This window comes from Catellatospora methionotrophica (genome assembly GCF_011297335.1).
GTDB lineage: Bacteria > Actinomycetota > Actinomycetes > Mycobacteriales > Micromonosporaceae > Catellatospora > Catellatospora methionotrophica.
Window position 1 is genome coordinate 52,610 of record NZ_JAAOTJ010000005.1, and the last position, 14,698, is coordinate 67,307.

General features: G+C 65.3%; 13 protein-coding genes, 2 tRNA genes, 1 other RNA gene and 1 pseudogene. 5 read left to right on the forward strand and 12 right to left on the reverse strand.

The features are described from left to right. Positions 1–23: 23 nt before the first annotated feature. The 8 genes from HAV40_RS14685 to ffs form a co-directional block, all read right to left on the reverse strand. Positions 24–1,031: an ABC transporter ATP-binding protein gene (locus HAV40_RS14685; protein WP_166381541.1), complete on the reverse strand. Its 1,008-nt coding sequence runs from the start codon at positions 1,029–1,031 to the stop codon at positions 24–26. Then, positions 1,028–2,155 carry an ABC transporter ATP-binding protein gene (locus HAV40_RS14690; protein WP_166381542.1) on the reverse strand — a complete coding sequence of 376 codons (1,128 nt, stop codon included), beginning with the start codon at positions 2,153–2,155 and terminating at the stop codon, positions 1,028–1,030. Before HAV40_RS14690 ends, HAV40_RS14685 begins: the two co-directional genes overlap by 4 nt. Continuing rightward, entirely contained in the window at positions 2,152–3,165 is a 1,014-nt protein-coding gene (locus HAV40_RS14695) for an ABC transporter permease (RefSeq protein WP_166381543.1), read from the reverse strand. Before HAV40_RS14695 ends, HAV40_RS14690 begins: the two co-directional genes overlap by 4 nt. 113 nt (positions 3,166–3,278) lie before the next feature. Then, positions 3,279–5,036, reverse strand: a complete 1,758-nt coding sequence (locus HAV40_RS14700) for an ABC transporter substrate-binding protein (protein WP_166381544.1) — start codon at positions 5,034–5,036, stop codon at positions 3,279–3,281. 69 nt (positions 5,037–5,105) lie between these two features. After that, complete coding sequence (locus HAV40_RS14705) at positions 5,106–6,116, reverse strand: ABC transporter permease (RefSeq protein WP_166381545.1); 1,011 nt, start codon at positions 6,114–6,116, stop codon at positions 5,106–5,108. 367 nt (positions 6,117–6,483) lie between these two features. Then, a complete protein-coding gene (gene recR / locus HAV40_RS14710; RefSeq protein WP_166381546.1) occupies positions 6,484–7,077 on the reverse strand; it encodes a recombination mediator RecR in 594 nt (197 codons plus the stop codon). Between the two features lie 12 nt (positions 7,078–7,089). Continuing rightward, positions 7,090–7,395 carry a YbaB/EbfC family nucleoid-associated protein gene (locus HAV40_RS14715; RefSeq protein ID WP_239086158.1) on the reverse strand — a complete coding sequence of 102 codons (306 nt, stop codon included), beginning with the start codon at positions 7,393–7,395 and terminating at the stop codon, positions 7,090–7,092. A gap of 131 nt (positions 7,396–7,526) precedes the next feature. Next, an RNA gene (ffs, locus tag HAV40_RS14720) (signal recognition particle sRNA small type) lies at positions 7,527–7,618 on the reverse strand. A 62-nt stretch (positions 7,619–7,680) separates the two neighbouring features. Between ffs and HAV40_RS14725 the strand changes: the two genes are divergently transcribed. Continuing rightward, a tRNA-Ser gene (locus HAV40_RS14725) sits at positions 7,681–7,765 on the forward strand. 89 nt (positions 7,766–7,854) lie between these two features. Here the strand turns inward: HAV40_RS14725 and HAV40_RS14730 are convergent. Continuing rightward, positions 7,855–8,469 (reverse strand): annotated as a pseudogene (locus HAV40_RS14730) (tyrosine-type recombinase/integrase); the annotation flags it as partial. A gap of 110 nt (positions 8,470–8,579) precedes the next feature. Here HAV40_RS14730 and HAV40_RS14735 point away from each other — a divergent pair. Together HAV40_RS14735 and HAV40_RS14740 are read left to right on the forward strand one after the other, a co-directional pair. Next, entirely contained in the window at positions 8,580–8,825 is a 246-nt protein-coding gene (locus tag HAV40_RS14735; protein WP_338076417.1) for an HAD family hydrolase, read from the forward strand. A 301-nt stretch (positions 8,826–9,126) separates the two neighbouring features. Continuing rightward, the gene (locus tag HAV40_RS14740; RefSeq protein ID WP_166381550.1) at positions 9,127–9,996 is read left to right on the forward strand and encodes a TRADD-N-associated membrane domain-containing protein; all 870 of its coding nucleotides are present in this window, start codon (positions 9,127–9,129) and stop codon (positions 9,994–9,996) included. Positions 9,997–10,507: 511 nt separating this feature from the next. Here HAV40_RS14740 and HAV40_RS14745 read toward each other — a convergent pair. Beyond that, positions 10,508–11,290, reverse strand: a complete 783-nt coding sequence (locus HAV40_RS14745) for a DUF6414 family protein (RefSeq protein ID WP_166381551.1) — start codon at positions 11,288–11,290, stop codon at positions 10,508–10,510. 355 nt (positions 11,291–11,645) lie between these two features. Between HAV40_RS14745 and HAV40_RS14750 the strand changes: the two genes are divergently transcribed. Both HAV40_RS14750 and HAV40_RS14755 read left to right on the forward strand, forming a co-directional pair. Then, positions 11,646–12,329 carry a hypothetical protein gene (locus HAV40_RS14750; protein ID WP_166381552.1) on the forward strand — a complete coding sequence of 228 codons (684 nt, stop codon included), beginning with the start codon at positions 11,646–11,648 and terminating at the stop codon, positions 12,327–12,329. A gap of 479 nt (positions 12,330–12,808) precedes the next feature. After that, positions 12,809–12,920: transfer RNA gene (locus HAV40_RS14755), tRNA-OTHER, on the forward strand. Positions 12,921–13,110: 190 nt separating this feature from the next. On the opposite strand, the gene HAV40_RS14760 is transcribed toward HAV40_RS14755, so the two are convergent. Both HAV40_RS14760 and HAV40_RS14765 read right to left on the reverse strand, forming a co-directional pair. Next, positions 13,111–13,380, reverse strand: a complete 270-nt coding sequence (locus HAV40_RS14760; RefSeq protein WP_166381553.1) for a hypothetical protein — start codon at positions 13,378–13,380, stop codon at positions 13,111–13,113. A 238-nt stretch (positions 13,381–13,618) separates the two neighbouring features. Then, on the reverse strand, positions 13,619–14,401 hold the full coding sequence (locus HAV40_RS14765) for a (2Fe-2S)-binding protein (protein ID WP_166381975.1): 783 nt from the start codon (positions 14,399–14,401) through the stop codon (positions 13,619–13,621). Positions 14,402–14,698 lie beyond the last annotated feature (297 nt).

Below are 14,698 nucleotides of genomic sequence, written 5' to 3' on the forward strand. Positions count from 1 at the left end.
GGGGCCCTTGTCGTCGTGGTGGGTCAGCGCTTTTCGCCGAGGGCCATGGGGAAGTGGCAGGCGGCCAGGTGGCCTTCGATGTCGTCGCCGTGGCGGACCAGCGGCGGCGGCGTCGTGGCGCAGACGTCCTGCGCCTTCCAGCAGCGGGTGCGGAACCGGCAACCCGACGGCGGGTTGATCGGGCTGGGCACGTCGCCGGTGAGCAGGATCCGCTCACGCTGGCCGAGTTCGCGGCGGCGCGGGTCGGGCACCGGCACGGCCGACAGCAGCGCCGCCGTGTACGGGTGACGCGGTGCGCGGTACAGCGACTCCCGGTCGGCGATCTCCACGATCTTGCCCAGGTACATCACCGCGACCCGGTCGGAGATGTGGCGCACCACCGACAGGTCGTGCGCGATCACGACGTAGGTCAGGCCGAGCTCGGTCTGCAGGTCTTCCAGCAGGTTGACCACCTGGGCCTGGATGGACACGTCCAGCGCCGACACCGGCTCGTCCGCGATGATCATCTTCGGCTTCAGGGCCAGCGTACGGGCGATGCCGATGCGCTGGCGCTGGCCGCCGGAGAACTCGTGCGGGTAGCGGTTGTAGTGCTCCGGGTTGAGGCCGACCAGCTCCAGCAGCTTCTGCACCTCGCGCTTGACGCCGTGCTCGGTCTTCACCGACTGGATCCGGAACGGCGCGCCGACGATGGCGCCGACCGTGTGCCGGGGGTTCAGCGACGAGTACGGGTCCTGGAAGATCATCTGCAGGTCGCGCCGGAACGGCCGGAGCCGCCCCTGCGACAGGTGCGAGATGTCCCGGCCCTCGAAGGTGATGTTGCCGGCGGTCGGCTCGATGAGCCGGGTCAGCAGCCGGCCGGTCGTGGTCTTGCCACACCCGGACTCGCCGACCAGGCCGAGCGTCTCGCCCGGCCGCACGTCGAAGTCGAGGCCGTCGACGGCCTGCACCGCGCCCACCTTGCGGCGCAGCACGCCCTTGGTGATCGGGAAGTGCTTCTGCAGCCCGCGGACCGACAGCAAAGCCTCGCTCATGCCAACTCCTCGCTTTCGTGGGAGGCGGACGGCAGCTCGGACATGCTCGCCACGCTGCGCTCGCCCTCCAGGGTCGGCTTGATCTCGTCCCGCCAGATCTGCTGACGCACCTGCGCGGGCAGGTGGCAGCGCACCCGGTGCCCGCTGCTGCCGGTGAGCTCCAGCTCCGGCACCACGGTGCTGTCCAGCCCGCCGGTCTTCTCGGCGAAGGCGCAGCGCGGGTGGAACGAGCAGCCGGACGGGACGTTGATCAGCGACGGCGGGGTGCCCTTGATGGGTAGCAGCCGCTCGGTGACCGGCTGGTCGAGCCGCGGCATCGAACCGAGCAGACCCCAGGTGTACGGGTGCTGCGGGTTCTCGAAGATCTCGGTGGCGGTGCCGTACTCGATGCACTTGCCGCCGTACATGACGAGCACGTCGTCGGCCAGTTCGGCGGTGACACCCAGGTCGTGCGTGATGATGATCAGCGCGGAGTTGAACTCCTGCTGGAGGTCACGCATCAGGTCGAGGATCTGCGCCTGCACCGTCACGTCGAGCGCCGTGGTCGGCTCGTCGGCGATCAGCAGCTCGGGGTCGCAGGACAGCGCCATCGCGATCATCGCGCGCTGCCGCATACCGCCGGAGAACTGGTGCGGGTAGTCGTCGACCCGCTTGTCCGGCTGCGGGATGCCGACCCTGGCCAGCAGGTCGATCGCGTGCTTGCGGGCGACCTTCTTGGACACCTTGTGGTGCACCCGGTACGCCTCGATGATCTGGTCACCGATGGTGTAGTAGGGGTGCATCGCCGACAGCGGGTCCTGGAAGATCATCGCCATCCGCTTGCCGCGCAGCCCGCGTACGGTCTCCGGCGACGCGCTGACCAGTTCCTGGCCGTCCAGCCAGATCTCGCCGGACACGTTCGCGTTGCGGCGGTGGTAGATGCCGAGGATGCCCAGGCTGGAGACGGACTTGCCGGAGCCGGACTCGCCCACGATGCCGAGGGTCTTGCCGCGTTCCAGCGAGAAGGACAGCCCGTCCACGGACTTGACCAGGCCGTCGTCGGTCGGGAAGTGGACCTTCAGGTCGCGCAGTTCGAGGAACGGCCCGCTGGTGGGATCCTGCCGAGGAGAGATCACAGTGTTCATGACAGCCTCACCCGCGGGTCGACCACCGCGTAGAGCATATCGACGATCAGGTTGGCGACGACGACGAAGAACGCCGCGAACATCGTCACGCCCATGATCTGTGGGAAGTCCTGCTTGCCGATGGCGTCGATGGCGAAGTAGCCCAGGCCCTTGAGCCCGAAGGTGCTCTCGGTGAGGATCGCGCCGCCGAGCAGCAGGCCGACGTCGAGGCCGAAGATCGTGATGATGGGGGTCAGCGCGGCGCGCAGGCCGTGCTTGGTGACCACCACCCGTTCATGCAGGCCCTTGGCCCGCGCGGTACGGATGAAGTCCTCGCCCATCGTGTCGAGCATGCCTGCTCGGGTGAACCGCGCGTACGCGGCCGCGTTCAGCATCGCCAGCGTGATCCACGGCAGGATCAGGCTGTACGCCCACTCGCCTGGATTGTCGGTGAAGTCGACGTAGGTGCCGCCCGGCGCCGTCAGGTCGAACTGGTAGCTGAAGAAGTAGAGGAACATCAGGCCGGTGAAGTACGGCGGCAGGGAGACGCCCGCCAGCGCGCCCGTCATCGCGGCCCGGTCGAAGAAGCTGCCCTTGCGCAGCGCGCTCAGCACGCCGACCCCGACACCCGTGACCAGCCACAGGATCGACGCGCCGACGGTCAGTGAGACGGTGACCGGCATCCGGTCGAGCAGGTCGGTCCACACCGCGTGGTTGGTGCGGAAGGAGTAGCCGAAGCAGGGGGCGGCGCAGTGTTCGATGCCGGTGCCGTAGTCGTAGTCGGTGCCGACGAAGATCGCCTTGATCCAGCGCCCGTACTGCATCCAGAGCGGGTCGTAGAAACCCAGCTTCTCGGCGAACACCTGCTGTGCATGCGCGTCGGCGGTGCGGCTGAGGTATCGCGCGGCGAAGGTCTCGGGCGTCGCACCGGCGAGGCGGGGCAGACCGAAGAAGATCAGAAACGTCGCGATGCTGACCACGAACAGCATCAGCACTGCGCCGATGGTCCGGCGGATGAAGAAAGTGACCACGATTTCGGCTTGGGCAGCCGGTCCGGCCGGGCATTCGAGCCCGGCCGGACCGGCCACCCTGCGCCTTCACCTACCTTTGATGATTGCCAGGTGGGTTGGAGCAGGTGTGCTGCTTACTGCGCCACACCCATGGAGAGGTAGTCGTACTGGCCGAACGCCTCGTTGACGAAGACGTTGGTCGCGCCCTTGCCGCGCAGCGTCAGAGCCTTGGCCCAGACACCCGGCAGGATGACCGCCTCTTCCATGACGCGCTTGTCGACCTGGGCCCAGAGCGCTTCGCGCTTCTTGACGTCGGTCTCGGCAACCGCCTGGTCGATCAGGGCGTCGACCTCGGGGAGCATGACGGAGAGGTTGGACGAACCGCCCGAGTCACGGATGACCCGGCTGTCCACGATCTGCGACAGGAAGCCGAAGCCGTCGTTCCAGTCCGCGCCCCAGCCGTTGGTCATCAGACCGAGGCCGGTGGACGGGCTGTTGCGGTAGGACGGCTTGCCCGCGTACAGCGAGAAGTAGTCGCCGGTCGGGAAGCCCTTCAGGGTGACCTTGATGCCCACGCGGGCCAGCGCCTGCTGGAACGCCTCGGCGGTCGCCTTCTCCTTGGGACGCTCGGCCCGGAAGCCCATCGTCACGTCGAAGCCGTCCGGCTTGCCACAGGCCTGCAGTGCGGCCTTCGCCTTGTCCAGGTCGCCCTTCTTGTCCGCACCCGCCGGGTAGATGTCCGTCGGCGCGTAGCCCGGGATCTGGGGCGGCATGATGCTCGTCGCGATCTGGCCACCGGCGAACTCGCCACCGAAAGCGGCCTGGTACGACGTGCGGTCCATCGCGTACATGACGGCCTCGCGGCACTCCTTCTTGTCGAAGGGAGCGACCTTGGGGTTGATCGACGTGTACCACAGGCGAGCGACGGCCGGGTTGTCGGCGTACGCCTTGATGTCGTTGTTCTGCAGCACCTTCGGCAGCGCGGCCGGCTGCACGCCGGTGCCCGCGATGTCGACGTGCAGGTCACCCGAGATCAGCTGGTTGTCGATGTCGTCGGCGTTCAGGCCGATCTTGACGTCGTACGCGTCCGGCAGCGCCTTGCGGTTCGGGTCGGTCGCCTTGTCCCAGTTCGGGTTGCGCTTGAGCGTGAAGCCCTTGCCCGCCTCGTACGTGTCGAACATGTACGGGCCGGAGGCCACGACGTGCTCCTTGTACTTCACACCGGTGTCCTTCGCGGCCGGCACCGGCACCGTGGCCGGCAGCATCGCGAAGTAGTCGAAGCCGCCGAAGGCCTGCTTCAGGTGGAAGACGATGGTCTGGTCGTCCGGGGTCTCGATCGCCTTGGTGTCGGCGGCCTTGTCCTTGAACGGGCCCTTGTAGTCGGCCTCGAGCGCCAGCGTGTCGTTGAAGTAGGTGTAGCCGTTGACCAGCACCTCCTTGTCCATCGACCGCATGACGCCGTACTTCACGTCCTTCGACGTGATCGGCGTGCCGTCCTCGAACTTGACGCCGGCGCGCAGCTTGTACGTCCAGGTCTTGCCGCCGTCGCTGGGCACGCCCAGGCTGTCGGCGAGGTCCGGGACCAGCTCGGAGCTGCCCGACCCGGGAACCGGCTTGAACATGACCAGCGACCGGCCGTAGAGGCGGACCAGGTTCCAGGAGAGGCCGTAGTAGGTGTCGCCGGGGTCGACAGAGTCCCAGTCCGACGAGATGGCCATCTTGAGCGTGCCACCCGGCTTGTCAGACGGGTTGAACACCGAGGTGAGCGCGGCGTTGAACTCCGGCTTCACCTCCTGGGTCTTCGGAGTGTCATCGCCGGAGCCGCAGGCTGCGGTCACCGCGAGTGCGAAGACGGCCGAGGCCGCCGCCAGCACCCTTCCCTTGTTTCTCACTAACTTCCTCCCTGGGGGGAGCGGTCCGTGTCTCGAACCGCGCTGTGGGTGGTGTTGCGTTGGCTCGGGTCAGCGCTTGCTCTTGGGATCGAGCGCGTCGCGGAGTCCGTCGCCGAAGAGGTTGAAGGCCAGCACGGTGATGAAGATCGCCATGCCGGGGAAGAACATGAAGTGGACCACCGAGTTGCGCGCCGCGTCCGAGAGCAGACCGCCCCAGGTGACCCCGGGCTCGCCGACGACCTGCCGCTGCACGCCGACGCCGAGGAACGACAGCGCCGCCTCGAACAGGATGTTCGTCGGGATCAGCAGGGTGGCGTAGACCAGGATGGGCGCCACCAGGTTCGGCAGCATCTCCTTGACGATGATGTACGGCCCGCGCGCGCCCAGGCTGCGGGCGGCGTCGACGAACTCGCGCTCACGCAGCGACAGCGTCTGGCCCCGCACGATGCGCGCGATGTACGGCCAGTTGAAGAAGCCGATGATGAAGATCAGCAGGGCGATGCGCAGGGAGTTGCCGGACAGCCCGAAGGCCTTGTCGGGCAGTACGCCGACCAGCGCGATCGCGAACAGCAGCAGGGGGAACGCCAGGAAGACGTTCATCAGGAAGCTGATGACGGTGTCCACGATGCCGCCGAAGAAGCCGGCGATGACGCCCATGGTCGAGCCGATCAGCACCGACACCAGGGTGGCCAGGAAGGCGATCAGCAGCGAGACGCGCGCCCCGTAGACGACCTCGCTGAACAGGTCGCGGCCGTTCTGCGGCTCCAGGCCGAACAGGAAGTCGCCGCTGATGCCGCTGTTCTCGAAGAACAGGAAGTCGCCGCGGGGCAGGCCGCCCAGTTCGGCCGCGAGCAGCGCGTTGTCCTGGTGGAACTCGTTCGGGGGGTGGCCGAACCAGCCGACGATCAACGGGGCGAAGACCGCCATGAAGATCAGCAGGATCACCGTTATGCCGCCGGCCATCGCCGCCTTGTCGCGCTTGAGGCGCGTCCAGGCGATCCGGCCGAGGGAGCGCCCCTCGATCGCCTTCGCAGGCACCTTGGTCGCCTCGGGGGCCGAGGTGTCGGTTCGCGTGGCCATATACCGGCTGCCTCCCTGCGGAGGCGACGACGTCGCACCGTCACGCCCGGACGGGCGGGTGGCGGTGCGCCGCGCGCGACATCCGCTCGGTTGTTACCTGCGTGATTCGCGCCGCCCGACCCTCTGTCCACCGTGGGGGCGGTCGGATGACAGGGCGACAGCGGTGGAGTGTGGTGCACGCCACCGCATGATCAGAGCATTCTTCGCAAGTTCGCCCGGCGTCAAGCTCACAGGGTGCCCGTAACCAAGTTCAGGCCGGTCCGTGATGAGGGCGTTATAAAAATAGGACGCCTGGTACGAAGAAAATCGCAGGTAAAAGCCAAGAAGATATCAAGCTATGCGAATCTTTGCGGTATCGCCAGGCCGCTCAGAGGGTCCGTCGGCCCTCAAAAGCGCGACCGAGAGTGATCTCATCGGCGTACTCGAGGTCGCCGCCGACGGGCAGGCCGCTCGCCAGCCGGGACACCGTGATGCCCATCGGCTTGACCAGCAGGGCGAGATACGTCGCGGTCGCCTCGCCCTCGGTGTTCGGGTCCGTGGCGAGGATCAGCTCGGTCACCTGTCCCGACGCGAGCCGGGCCATCAGCTCACGAATGCGCAGGTGGTCGGGCCCGATGCCCTCCAGTGGATTGATCGCCCCGCCGAGCACGTGGTAGCGGCCGCGGAACTCGTTGGTCCGCTCGATCGCTACGACGTCCTTGGGCTCCTCGACCACGCACAGCGCGTCGTCACGCCGCCGCGGATCGCGGCAGATGCGGCACTGCTCCTCCTCGGCGACGTTGAAGCAGAGCACGCAGAAGCGCACCTGCTCCTTCACCCGGGAGAGCGCGGCGGCCAGCCGCTTGATGTCGGTCGGATCGGCCGACAGCACATGGAACGCGATGCGCTGGGCGCTCTTGGGCCCCACTCCGGGAAGCCGGCCGAGCTCGTCGATGAGGTCCTGGATCGCGCCTTCGTACACGGTCGGCCGGGCCTAGAAGGGCAGGCCCATGCCGCCGAGACCGGCGGACAGCGGACCCATCTTCTGCTCGGTGAGCTTGCGCACCTCGTCGGCGGCGTTGGTGAACGCGGCGGACACCAGGTCCTCCAGCGTCTCCACGTCCTCGGGGTCGACCGCCTTCGGGTCGATGGAGATGCTGCGGAACTCCCCGGAACCGGTCATCTTCACGGTGACCAGGCCACCCCCGGCCGTGCCGGTGATCTCGGCGTCCGCCAGCGCCGCCTGCGCCGAGGCCAGCTGCGCCTGCATCTTCTGCGCCTGCTTCATCAGCTGCTGCATGTTCGGCTGTCCACCGGGCCGCATCGCCGCACTCCCCTACCACTCACGGATGTCGCCCTCAGCCTAGTCCCCGCCACCGTCACGAAAATCGATCATGGAGTGCGGAGCGCCGCACGGCGGGGCGTGGGCATGAAAGGGCCCCCGTGCACCCGGTATTGCCTGCTTATCCTTGCTGCCTTCCGGCCCTGGGGAGGTTCACAGGGTGCCGCCGCACGGGGGCGATGCAAACTGTACCCGGTGGGGGTGCACGTGCCGACCCCGGCCCCGGTATGTATCCTTCTCGACGGAGGATTCGCCTAGAGGCCTAGGGCGCACGCTTGGAAAGCGTGTTGGGATAAAACCCTCACGAGTTCGAATCTCGTATCCTCCGCTCTCACGAGCTGCAACGACAAGAGGGCCAGCCCGAACCGGGCTGGCCCTCTTGTCGTCTCTGGTCTCAGTTCTGGTCTCAGTCAGGCTCTAGACCAGGGCCGGGACACCACTGGCTCCGTCGTCCTTGTCGCGCTTCTTGCGCTTCTTTTCCTTCTTCGTCCGCTTCCAGATCACTCCCCCGACCTGCTTCGCCACGTCCTTCCGGATGGAGTCCGTGAGGTGCTGGTAACGGGCAGCCATGCCCGCACTCGACCAACCCATGAGCCCCATCACGGCCCGCTGCTGGACTCCCAACACCAGCAGCACAGTGGCGGCCGTGTGACGTGCGTCATGCAACCGGCCATCGCGCAGGCCTGCAGCGGCCAGCAGCCGTTTCCACTCCCGGTAGTCCGTATTCGGGCTTAGCGGCCCACCGGTCGGGCTCGCGAACACCCAGCCGCCCTCAGCCCAAAGCTGAGCGGCCGTAACTCGCTCCTTTTCCTGCTCGTCGCGGTGCGCCCCCAGTAGCTCGACCAGCTCTGCGGGCAGGCCGACACGGCGGCGGCCAGCGCGGGACTTGGTCTTGTCCGTGGCTGCGTTGGTCTGCTGCTTCTGCGGGCAGTAGCCGGGCTTACGTCCACAGGTGTCGCCGCAACCGTGGGCGTAGGTCGGCCGCAGGCGGCTGCGTCGGACTCGTAGCTCTCCCCCGCTCAGGTCGACATCGATCGCAATTGTCAGCATCGGAAGAGGCGATAGAGGCATACCTGATGAAGCGCGGCATCAGGGTCGCAGTCGGGCCGATAGTCGGCCGAGCGCGCGCTCGTCCAGATCTCATGAAACCGCACCCATGGTCCGTGATGAGTGCCCTGGACAAGCTCGGCGAACCTGCCAGCGCTGCTGTGCTCGTGGGTGACTCACGTACCGACATGGAGGTGTCGGTCGCAACCGGCGTCTTAGGTATCGGATTCGCCAACAAGCAGGGCAAGAGTGAAGTGCTGCGGAGCGCTGGTGCTGCGGTAATCGTCGCAGGCCCAGATGGGATGGCACTGCTCGTCGATGCAATGGGCTTGATCCACTGATCTTGGATCCTGGGTATGGAGATCACTACAACTTCAAAGCCACGCATCGGGGCCGCCATTGGCGGCCTCGTTGTGTTCACGGCTGCGGCGTGTGGCGTAGGCGTGCCGACTGTGGGCTCGTTCTGCTGAGGTTATTCAGCGAGGCCTGGTGTCACGCCGTAGCTGTAACCATCAAAATGCGACCTGATCAAGGTCGAGGACCGGAGCACGATCTCGTGACTTAGTTGCCGTCAGCGATCCGACAGACGAATGGCCGCCTGGTTACTTGTACTCGCCGGGCCGTGGGCCGAGGCTCCTCTACATGACGACGGCCCAAAGGCTACCCGATTCGGTTTCAAATTACCATGACGAGGTCAAAGAAGCCGAGGCTAGAAACGAAGCAAACCGCCGCAGCCATGCCGCCTATGATCGCACTGATCTTATGAAAGACCCCCGATATTTGGCTGCCAAGGAAAAGGCTAGATTCGGGGTTCGCCTTGGTACTGGCATCTTGTGTCTTGCGGGAATGGCTTACTCTCTTCGGCAAACAATAGCCCTCGACGTGTCATCAACTTCTTGGATCGCTATCTGTGTCGGAGCCGGGTTTGTCGGACTGGCTTTGGCAATGACCGCCACCTGGTCGGATGCCATGGCGCGCGTGGCGTTCTATGAGAAGATCGAGTCGGACGCCATATCCGCCGCCGGTCAAGCTATCCGCGATGTGACAGGCGGGAGCGATACCGTCGGGTTGCTGAACGCAAATCAGCGTCAAATGGAAGCGTATGCATCTATCGCACGCAGCCAGGCCGCCACTTCGTATCGCGCTAGCCAGGTCGCCATGGGGGCGGGCCTCGTCCTGCTGGTCATTGGTGGAGCATGTGCATACTTCATTACGGATCCTGCAGCAAAGATTGCAACAGCGACCCTCGCCGGGGTGGGCACCCTGGTCGGCGGCTACATTTCCCGAACGTATATTGCGGTGCAGTACCGCGCAATGGAGCAAATGACTTATTACTTCCGTGAACCGCAGGTGCAGAGCTACATCCTGACAGCCGAGCGTATTGCTCACCAACTCGATGCCGAAGAGCGAAGCCAAGCCCTAGGCAGTATCATTGACGCAACCCTAAGTCGCTTGCTCGAGAATCCCGAGGAAGCCTCCGCTAGAGGCTCCGGGAAGCTGCCGACAAGTTGAACCGTCGATCCGGTCCAAGGCGATGGCAGCTCATTTTTTTAATCATCGATTCGTATCCGCTGGTCCTCGCTGTCTTAGTGCGAGAAGAATACGGTTTGCCAACGACCGTACGTCAGCACTGAGCAGACCGCTCGGCACGAGCGCGAAGAGGTTGACCGGCACCTCATGGGCACTCCGGAGAAGGCGGAGGCCCTGATCCCGATGAAGCGCGCCGAAGAGGCGGCTCGCAACATTCCTGGCAGGTACTGGATCGCGGCTGCCAACCCTGCTGCCGCTGCGCACGCGCTTACAGGCCGTCTCGACGTGGACGTATCGCCCATCGCGGTTCTTACGGCCAGTGAGATCACCGTTTCATCGCGGTGGTGCCGTCCCGCCCGCCGCCGGCCAGGCAATGCCTTCGCGGAACCGGCTACCTGGTCAAGGTTGTTGCTCCAGTTGGGAACCATCTTGACCAGAGCCAGAACCGCGTCCACTACGCGTGGGCCGACGGCGGACGGAATTGCAGGAGTGTCTACTTGTAGAGCGCGATCACGTGAACGATGGCTCCCGGTCCCACGATGAAGTGGTCATGCGTGGAGTCGTCCGCCTTCTTGCTGGCCTTGCGGCGCTGTTCGCGGTTCATGAAGCCCATGCCGGAAATGTCGACAGCCAATTCCCGCTGCCCTGCCGCCAGGAAGTCTTCGATCTGGCCGAACAGTTGGAATGTGCCTTCTAGGTGCTCCAGGGGAACGAGGAGTCCCGTCTTGCCGAGTCTGCATAGAAACTTGTACTTGGGGTTACCTTCGGCGGCCGCCACAACTGAATACCGGTCGCTCCCCCCGTCGGCTCCGTACTGCGACAGTCTCTGCATCTGCTGAGCCGTCTCGTCCTCGACCGAGTCCGTGAAGGCCTGCATCAGCGTGACCAGTGGACCCAGATCCTTTGCCGCCGCAAGTGCGCGGGAGACGGTAGGAACAGTGATGTCGACCGAAAGGTTGATGAGCGAGCCCTTGTCGAGACAGGCCCAATCGTCATCGGTCAGGCCGTCGAGGTCCCAGATCTCTCGCGGATCGCTGGAGCGAAGGAGTCTGAACAGTTTTTCGACCTTGGATGCGGCGTTCTGTCGGACGTTGCTTTCGACACCCCTCGTGGTACTGCGCTCACCACCCAGCTTGGTGCCGAATACGCCACCCTCCCCGGACAGTCCACGCTGGCGCTCCTCCGTGCGCGTCTCGTCTTCCAAAATGCCGAGTTCGAGCGCCCCCAGGTAATCGTCGATGGTTGCATCGTCGCGGTACTGAAAGCGACGCAGCATAATTCCCCCTAGTCGGTGCGGCTCCCCAGGCCTGAAACCACGCTAGCAAGGTCCAGAACTACCATCTCGAAGAGACGTTACCGTTGGGTAGCTCCGCATCGAGCAAGCGGCGAGGCCGACTTGGGCCGAATGAGTCGCAATGGGTAAAGGGCACCGTGGACATTGGCAAGACCTGCTGGCTGTCGTGAGTTCCCAGCCCTCTTGGATCCCTGATGAGGGGGCATTGGCCTTGACACTGAGTAGACATCGACCGTTCCGCCTCGATCGGCTAGTAGGCGTCAGCGATAATGGTTGGAAAGGCCGTCTATGCCAGACTCCGCGCTAGGCCGCCGTCCACTTATGGGATGGATCGAGGGTGTACGTGACCAGCACTAACGCTTCTGACGCGCAGCCAGGCGACCTGAAAGCTGCCCCGTCCGTCAGATCGTCGACATCAATTCGCAAGCGGGTCACTCCCACAAGCCAGGTGACAACCTCCTCGCTGGCCAAGGTCGCGGCGAAGCACAAGCAGCTGGAGCGGTTCGCGTCAGCATCGTTGGCCCAGGCTGCGGGCCAGGCGCAGCTTTCGCGGGTGGCGACGGGCTCGGCGTTCGCGCAGCTGGAGCGGTTCGCGTCAGCATCGTTGGCCCAGGCTGCGGGCCAGGCGCAGCTTTCGCGGGTGGCGACGAACCCGTGGTCTATCTCAATCGAATACACATCGAGCGGAGAGCTGTCGTCCCAGGCGTCGGGCGCTGCATCCCTCACTGCCGTGCACGTGCCAGCACTGGAGGACCTAATCCGGGCATTGCCTGGAGATCTGGCCGCGCAAGGCGGCCACATGGAGCTCTTGGAGGTGTGGAAAGGCCATCTTCGAGACTTGGGTACCTTCATGCTTGAGCCGCGTCAGAAGCTGATCGCCCTTCCGGCAGCGGCATTGATCATTGCTATGTACTGGTTGCCGTTCAGGGCGCAATACCCTGATGCTGCAGAGCAGCTGGAGTCGTTAATCACTGTTCTGGCAGTTCTGGGGGTGTATGCCCAGGCTAAGTCGCGCCGGTGACTTCATGACGCCGGTCCCGCTGCGACACGTTGAAAGCGGCAGGCATCGGCAAAGACGATCTTTGCTGTCACCATTGTCACCGCTTGTCACCGCAGCGCGGTGACAGCGATTTAGCGGTACTGACCTGCGGCGGCGGGGTGGCAGCGGGGCGATTGTCACCATGTCACCGCTGTCACCGCTCAGCGGGCTGATCGTCAGCGCCGAGCGGCGGGAATGAAGAGCTAGAACGACTCGCTTCGCGAGCCTCATCACTGCGGACGCTGCGGACGGCGGCAGGTAGGTGGGAGAGGTGATGGCTGAAACATAAGAGAGGCGAGCAGTTCGAGATCAACTTTTGGCCCCGACCCCCTATTGTTTCAGCCATCTTGGTACCGCCCTGAAGGCGACAAACCTTGTATAGCTTAATCAACTTGGTTAGTGATGGCTAGACCGAAGTGCGGTTCGGCGGCCTGCCCGGAGGAGTGCTCCGGAGAATGCACGGAGAGATTCCGTAGGTGATCGACGTCGTCACAGCTCACGGCTAGTCTGCACGTGGTCTTGAAAACCACTAAGGCAGCGATGTCTTCAAGGGTTCGAATCCCTTACCCTCCGCGGATTGATCGCTAGCACAGCGGTCAGGGGGCCGGTAGGAAGCTTCCTACCGGCCCCTTGACGTGTACCTGCCCGCCCGGGTGAAGCTCCGTGAAACGCAGGTCTCCACCGGGTGGCCACGCCCCTTACATTGAGGAGGTGCGGCCCTCGGACCCAGGATGTTCGAGGGCCGCACCCGTTTCGCGGCGGATCAGTCGTCCGCGAGCCGGCAGGCCGCGTCCGCCGTCGCCGACGGGACCGCCAGCAGGGTGAGCTTCGTGGTGCAGAGCGTGGGCAGCAGGCTGCCCAGGGTGCAGGCGAGCCCGTACTCGACGCCGCCGTAGCCCCGCGCGGCCAGGTAGTTTGCGCAGTCCGACGGTGCGGCCTGGGCGGGGCTGGCCGTGACGGCCGAGGCTCCGGCGAACGCGATGGTGGCCGCGCCGATGACCGCGAGCCGCTTGCCGATGCCAATCTTGCGCATCGTGACACCTCCATAACTGGGAGTGATAGGGAGATGTCAACATATCGAGTCCTGAGAATCGGCGATAGCGTCCGTCACTCCTTCGGTCGAGGAGTGAATTCCCGGTGTGGGACATGCACACGCAGCTCACGCCGTTCATCTACATAGGATATGAAGAGCGGCCCAGTGATCGATGCCCACGATGAAATCCCGATCGTGAAACGGTGTTCCTCACCGGGGAGCGGCGCGGCGACGGAGGTCAGCGCAGGCAGCAGCCGGAGCAGACCTTCGGCTGCGGCAGCGTGAAGGCCAGGCAGCAGGTGCGCCGGTGGACCTGGGGCTCGCCGCCGGTGCTCGTGTCGATGTCGACCAGATCCGCGAGGTCCAGCGCGTCGAGAAGCTGGTGTGCGGTGCTCGCGGCGGTCGAACCCGGCAGGGCGGGCGCGCTGCGCAGCACCGCGTACGCGATGCCGGAGGCGACGGAGCCGAGCAGGGTGCGCCGGCCGACCTTGACCTCGGCGCGGATGCGCTCGGACAGCGGGTCGAGGTGCTGGTCGAGCAGGCTGGTGCGCAGCGTCTTGAGCAGCAGCGTCTCGTCGGCGACGACGGTGATGCCGGGGACCCCGGCGTGCGCCAGCGGGTCGTCGGGCAGCACCGCGACGTGGGGCGCGCGCAGGCCGACCTGCACCAGGGCGGCGCCGGGCTCGTCGCCGCCGAAGCGCAGCAGCGTGCTGTCCGTGTCGATGATGGGCACCCGGCGGGCGGCTGCCCAGCTGAGCACCGCCGGCATGGCGACCCAGTAGGTGTACGACTTCCAGGCAAGGGTCGCCGCGGCGTGCGGGGCGGCACCCCAGCGCTGGACGGCGGTGTCGAACAAGGCGGGCAGCGCCGAGCCGTCGAGCAACCGGGTGGCCGGAGTCCAGCCCTCGTCGTCGGTGACCAGCAACGGATCGGCCAGTCCGTGCACCGCCGAGAACCCTCGGCGACGGCGAACTGTACTGAGCGTCACCGTGAGGGGGCGCAGCGCGTCGGTAAGGATCAGAGGCGTCAGCGTACGCACTCGTCCCTCACCGTTCCTCTCCTGCACAAGCACCAGCCAAGACGGGGTTGAGCTCACTGTACCCCGATAAGGCTAGCCTAACCAGACCAGAGTCACTTTACTCACCGTGTGTCACTTCTGCGGCTGTTATGTGGACTCCAGCACCGCCTGGCCCCTTGATCGCCTGTCAAGGTTTTTGTCAGGTAATCAGCAGTTCCCATTGTCTGGTCGCCAGGCCGCGAAGAATGAGGATTCACGACGAGCGGAGGAGGGGGCGAGGTGTGGCATGACCGAGCGGAG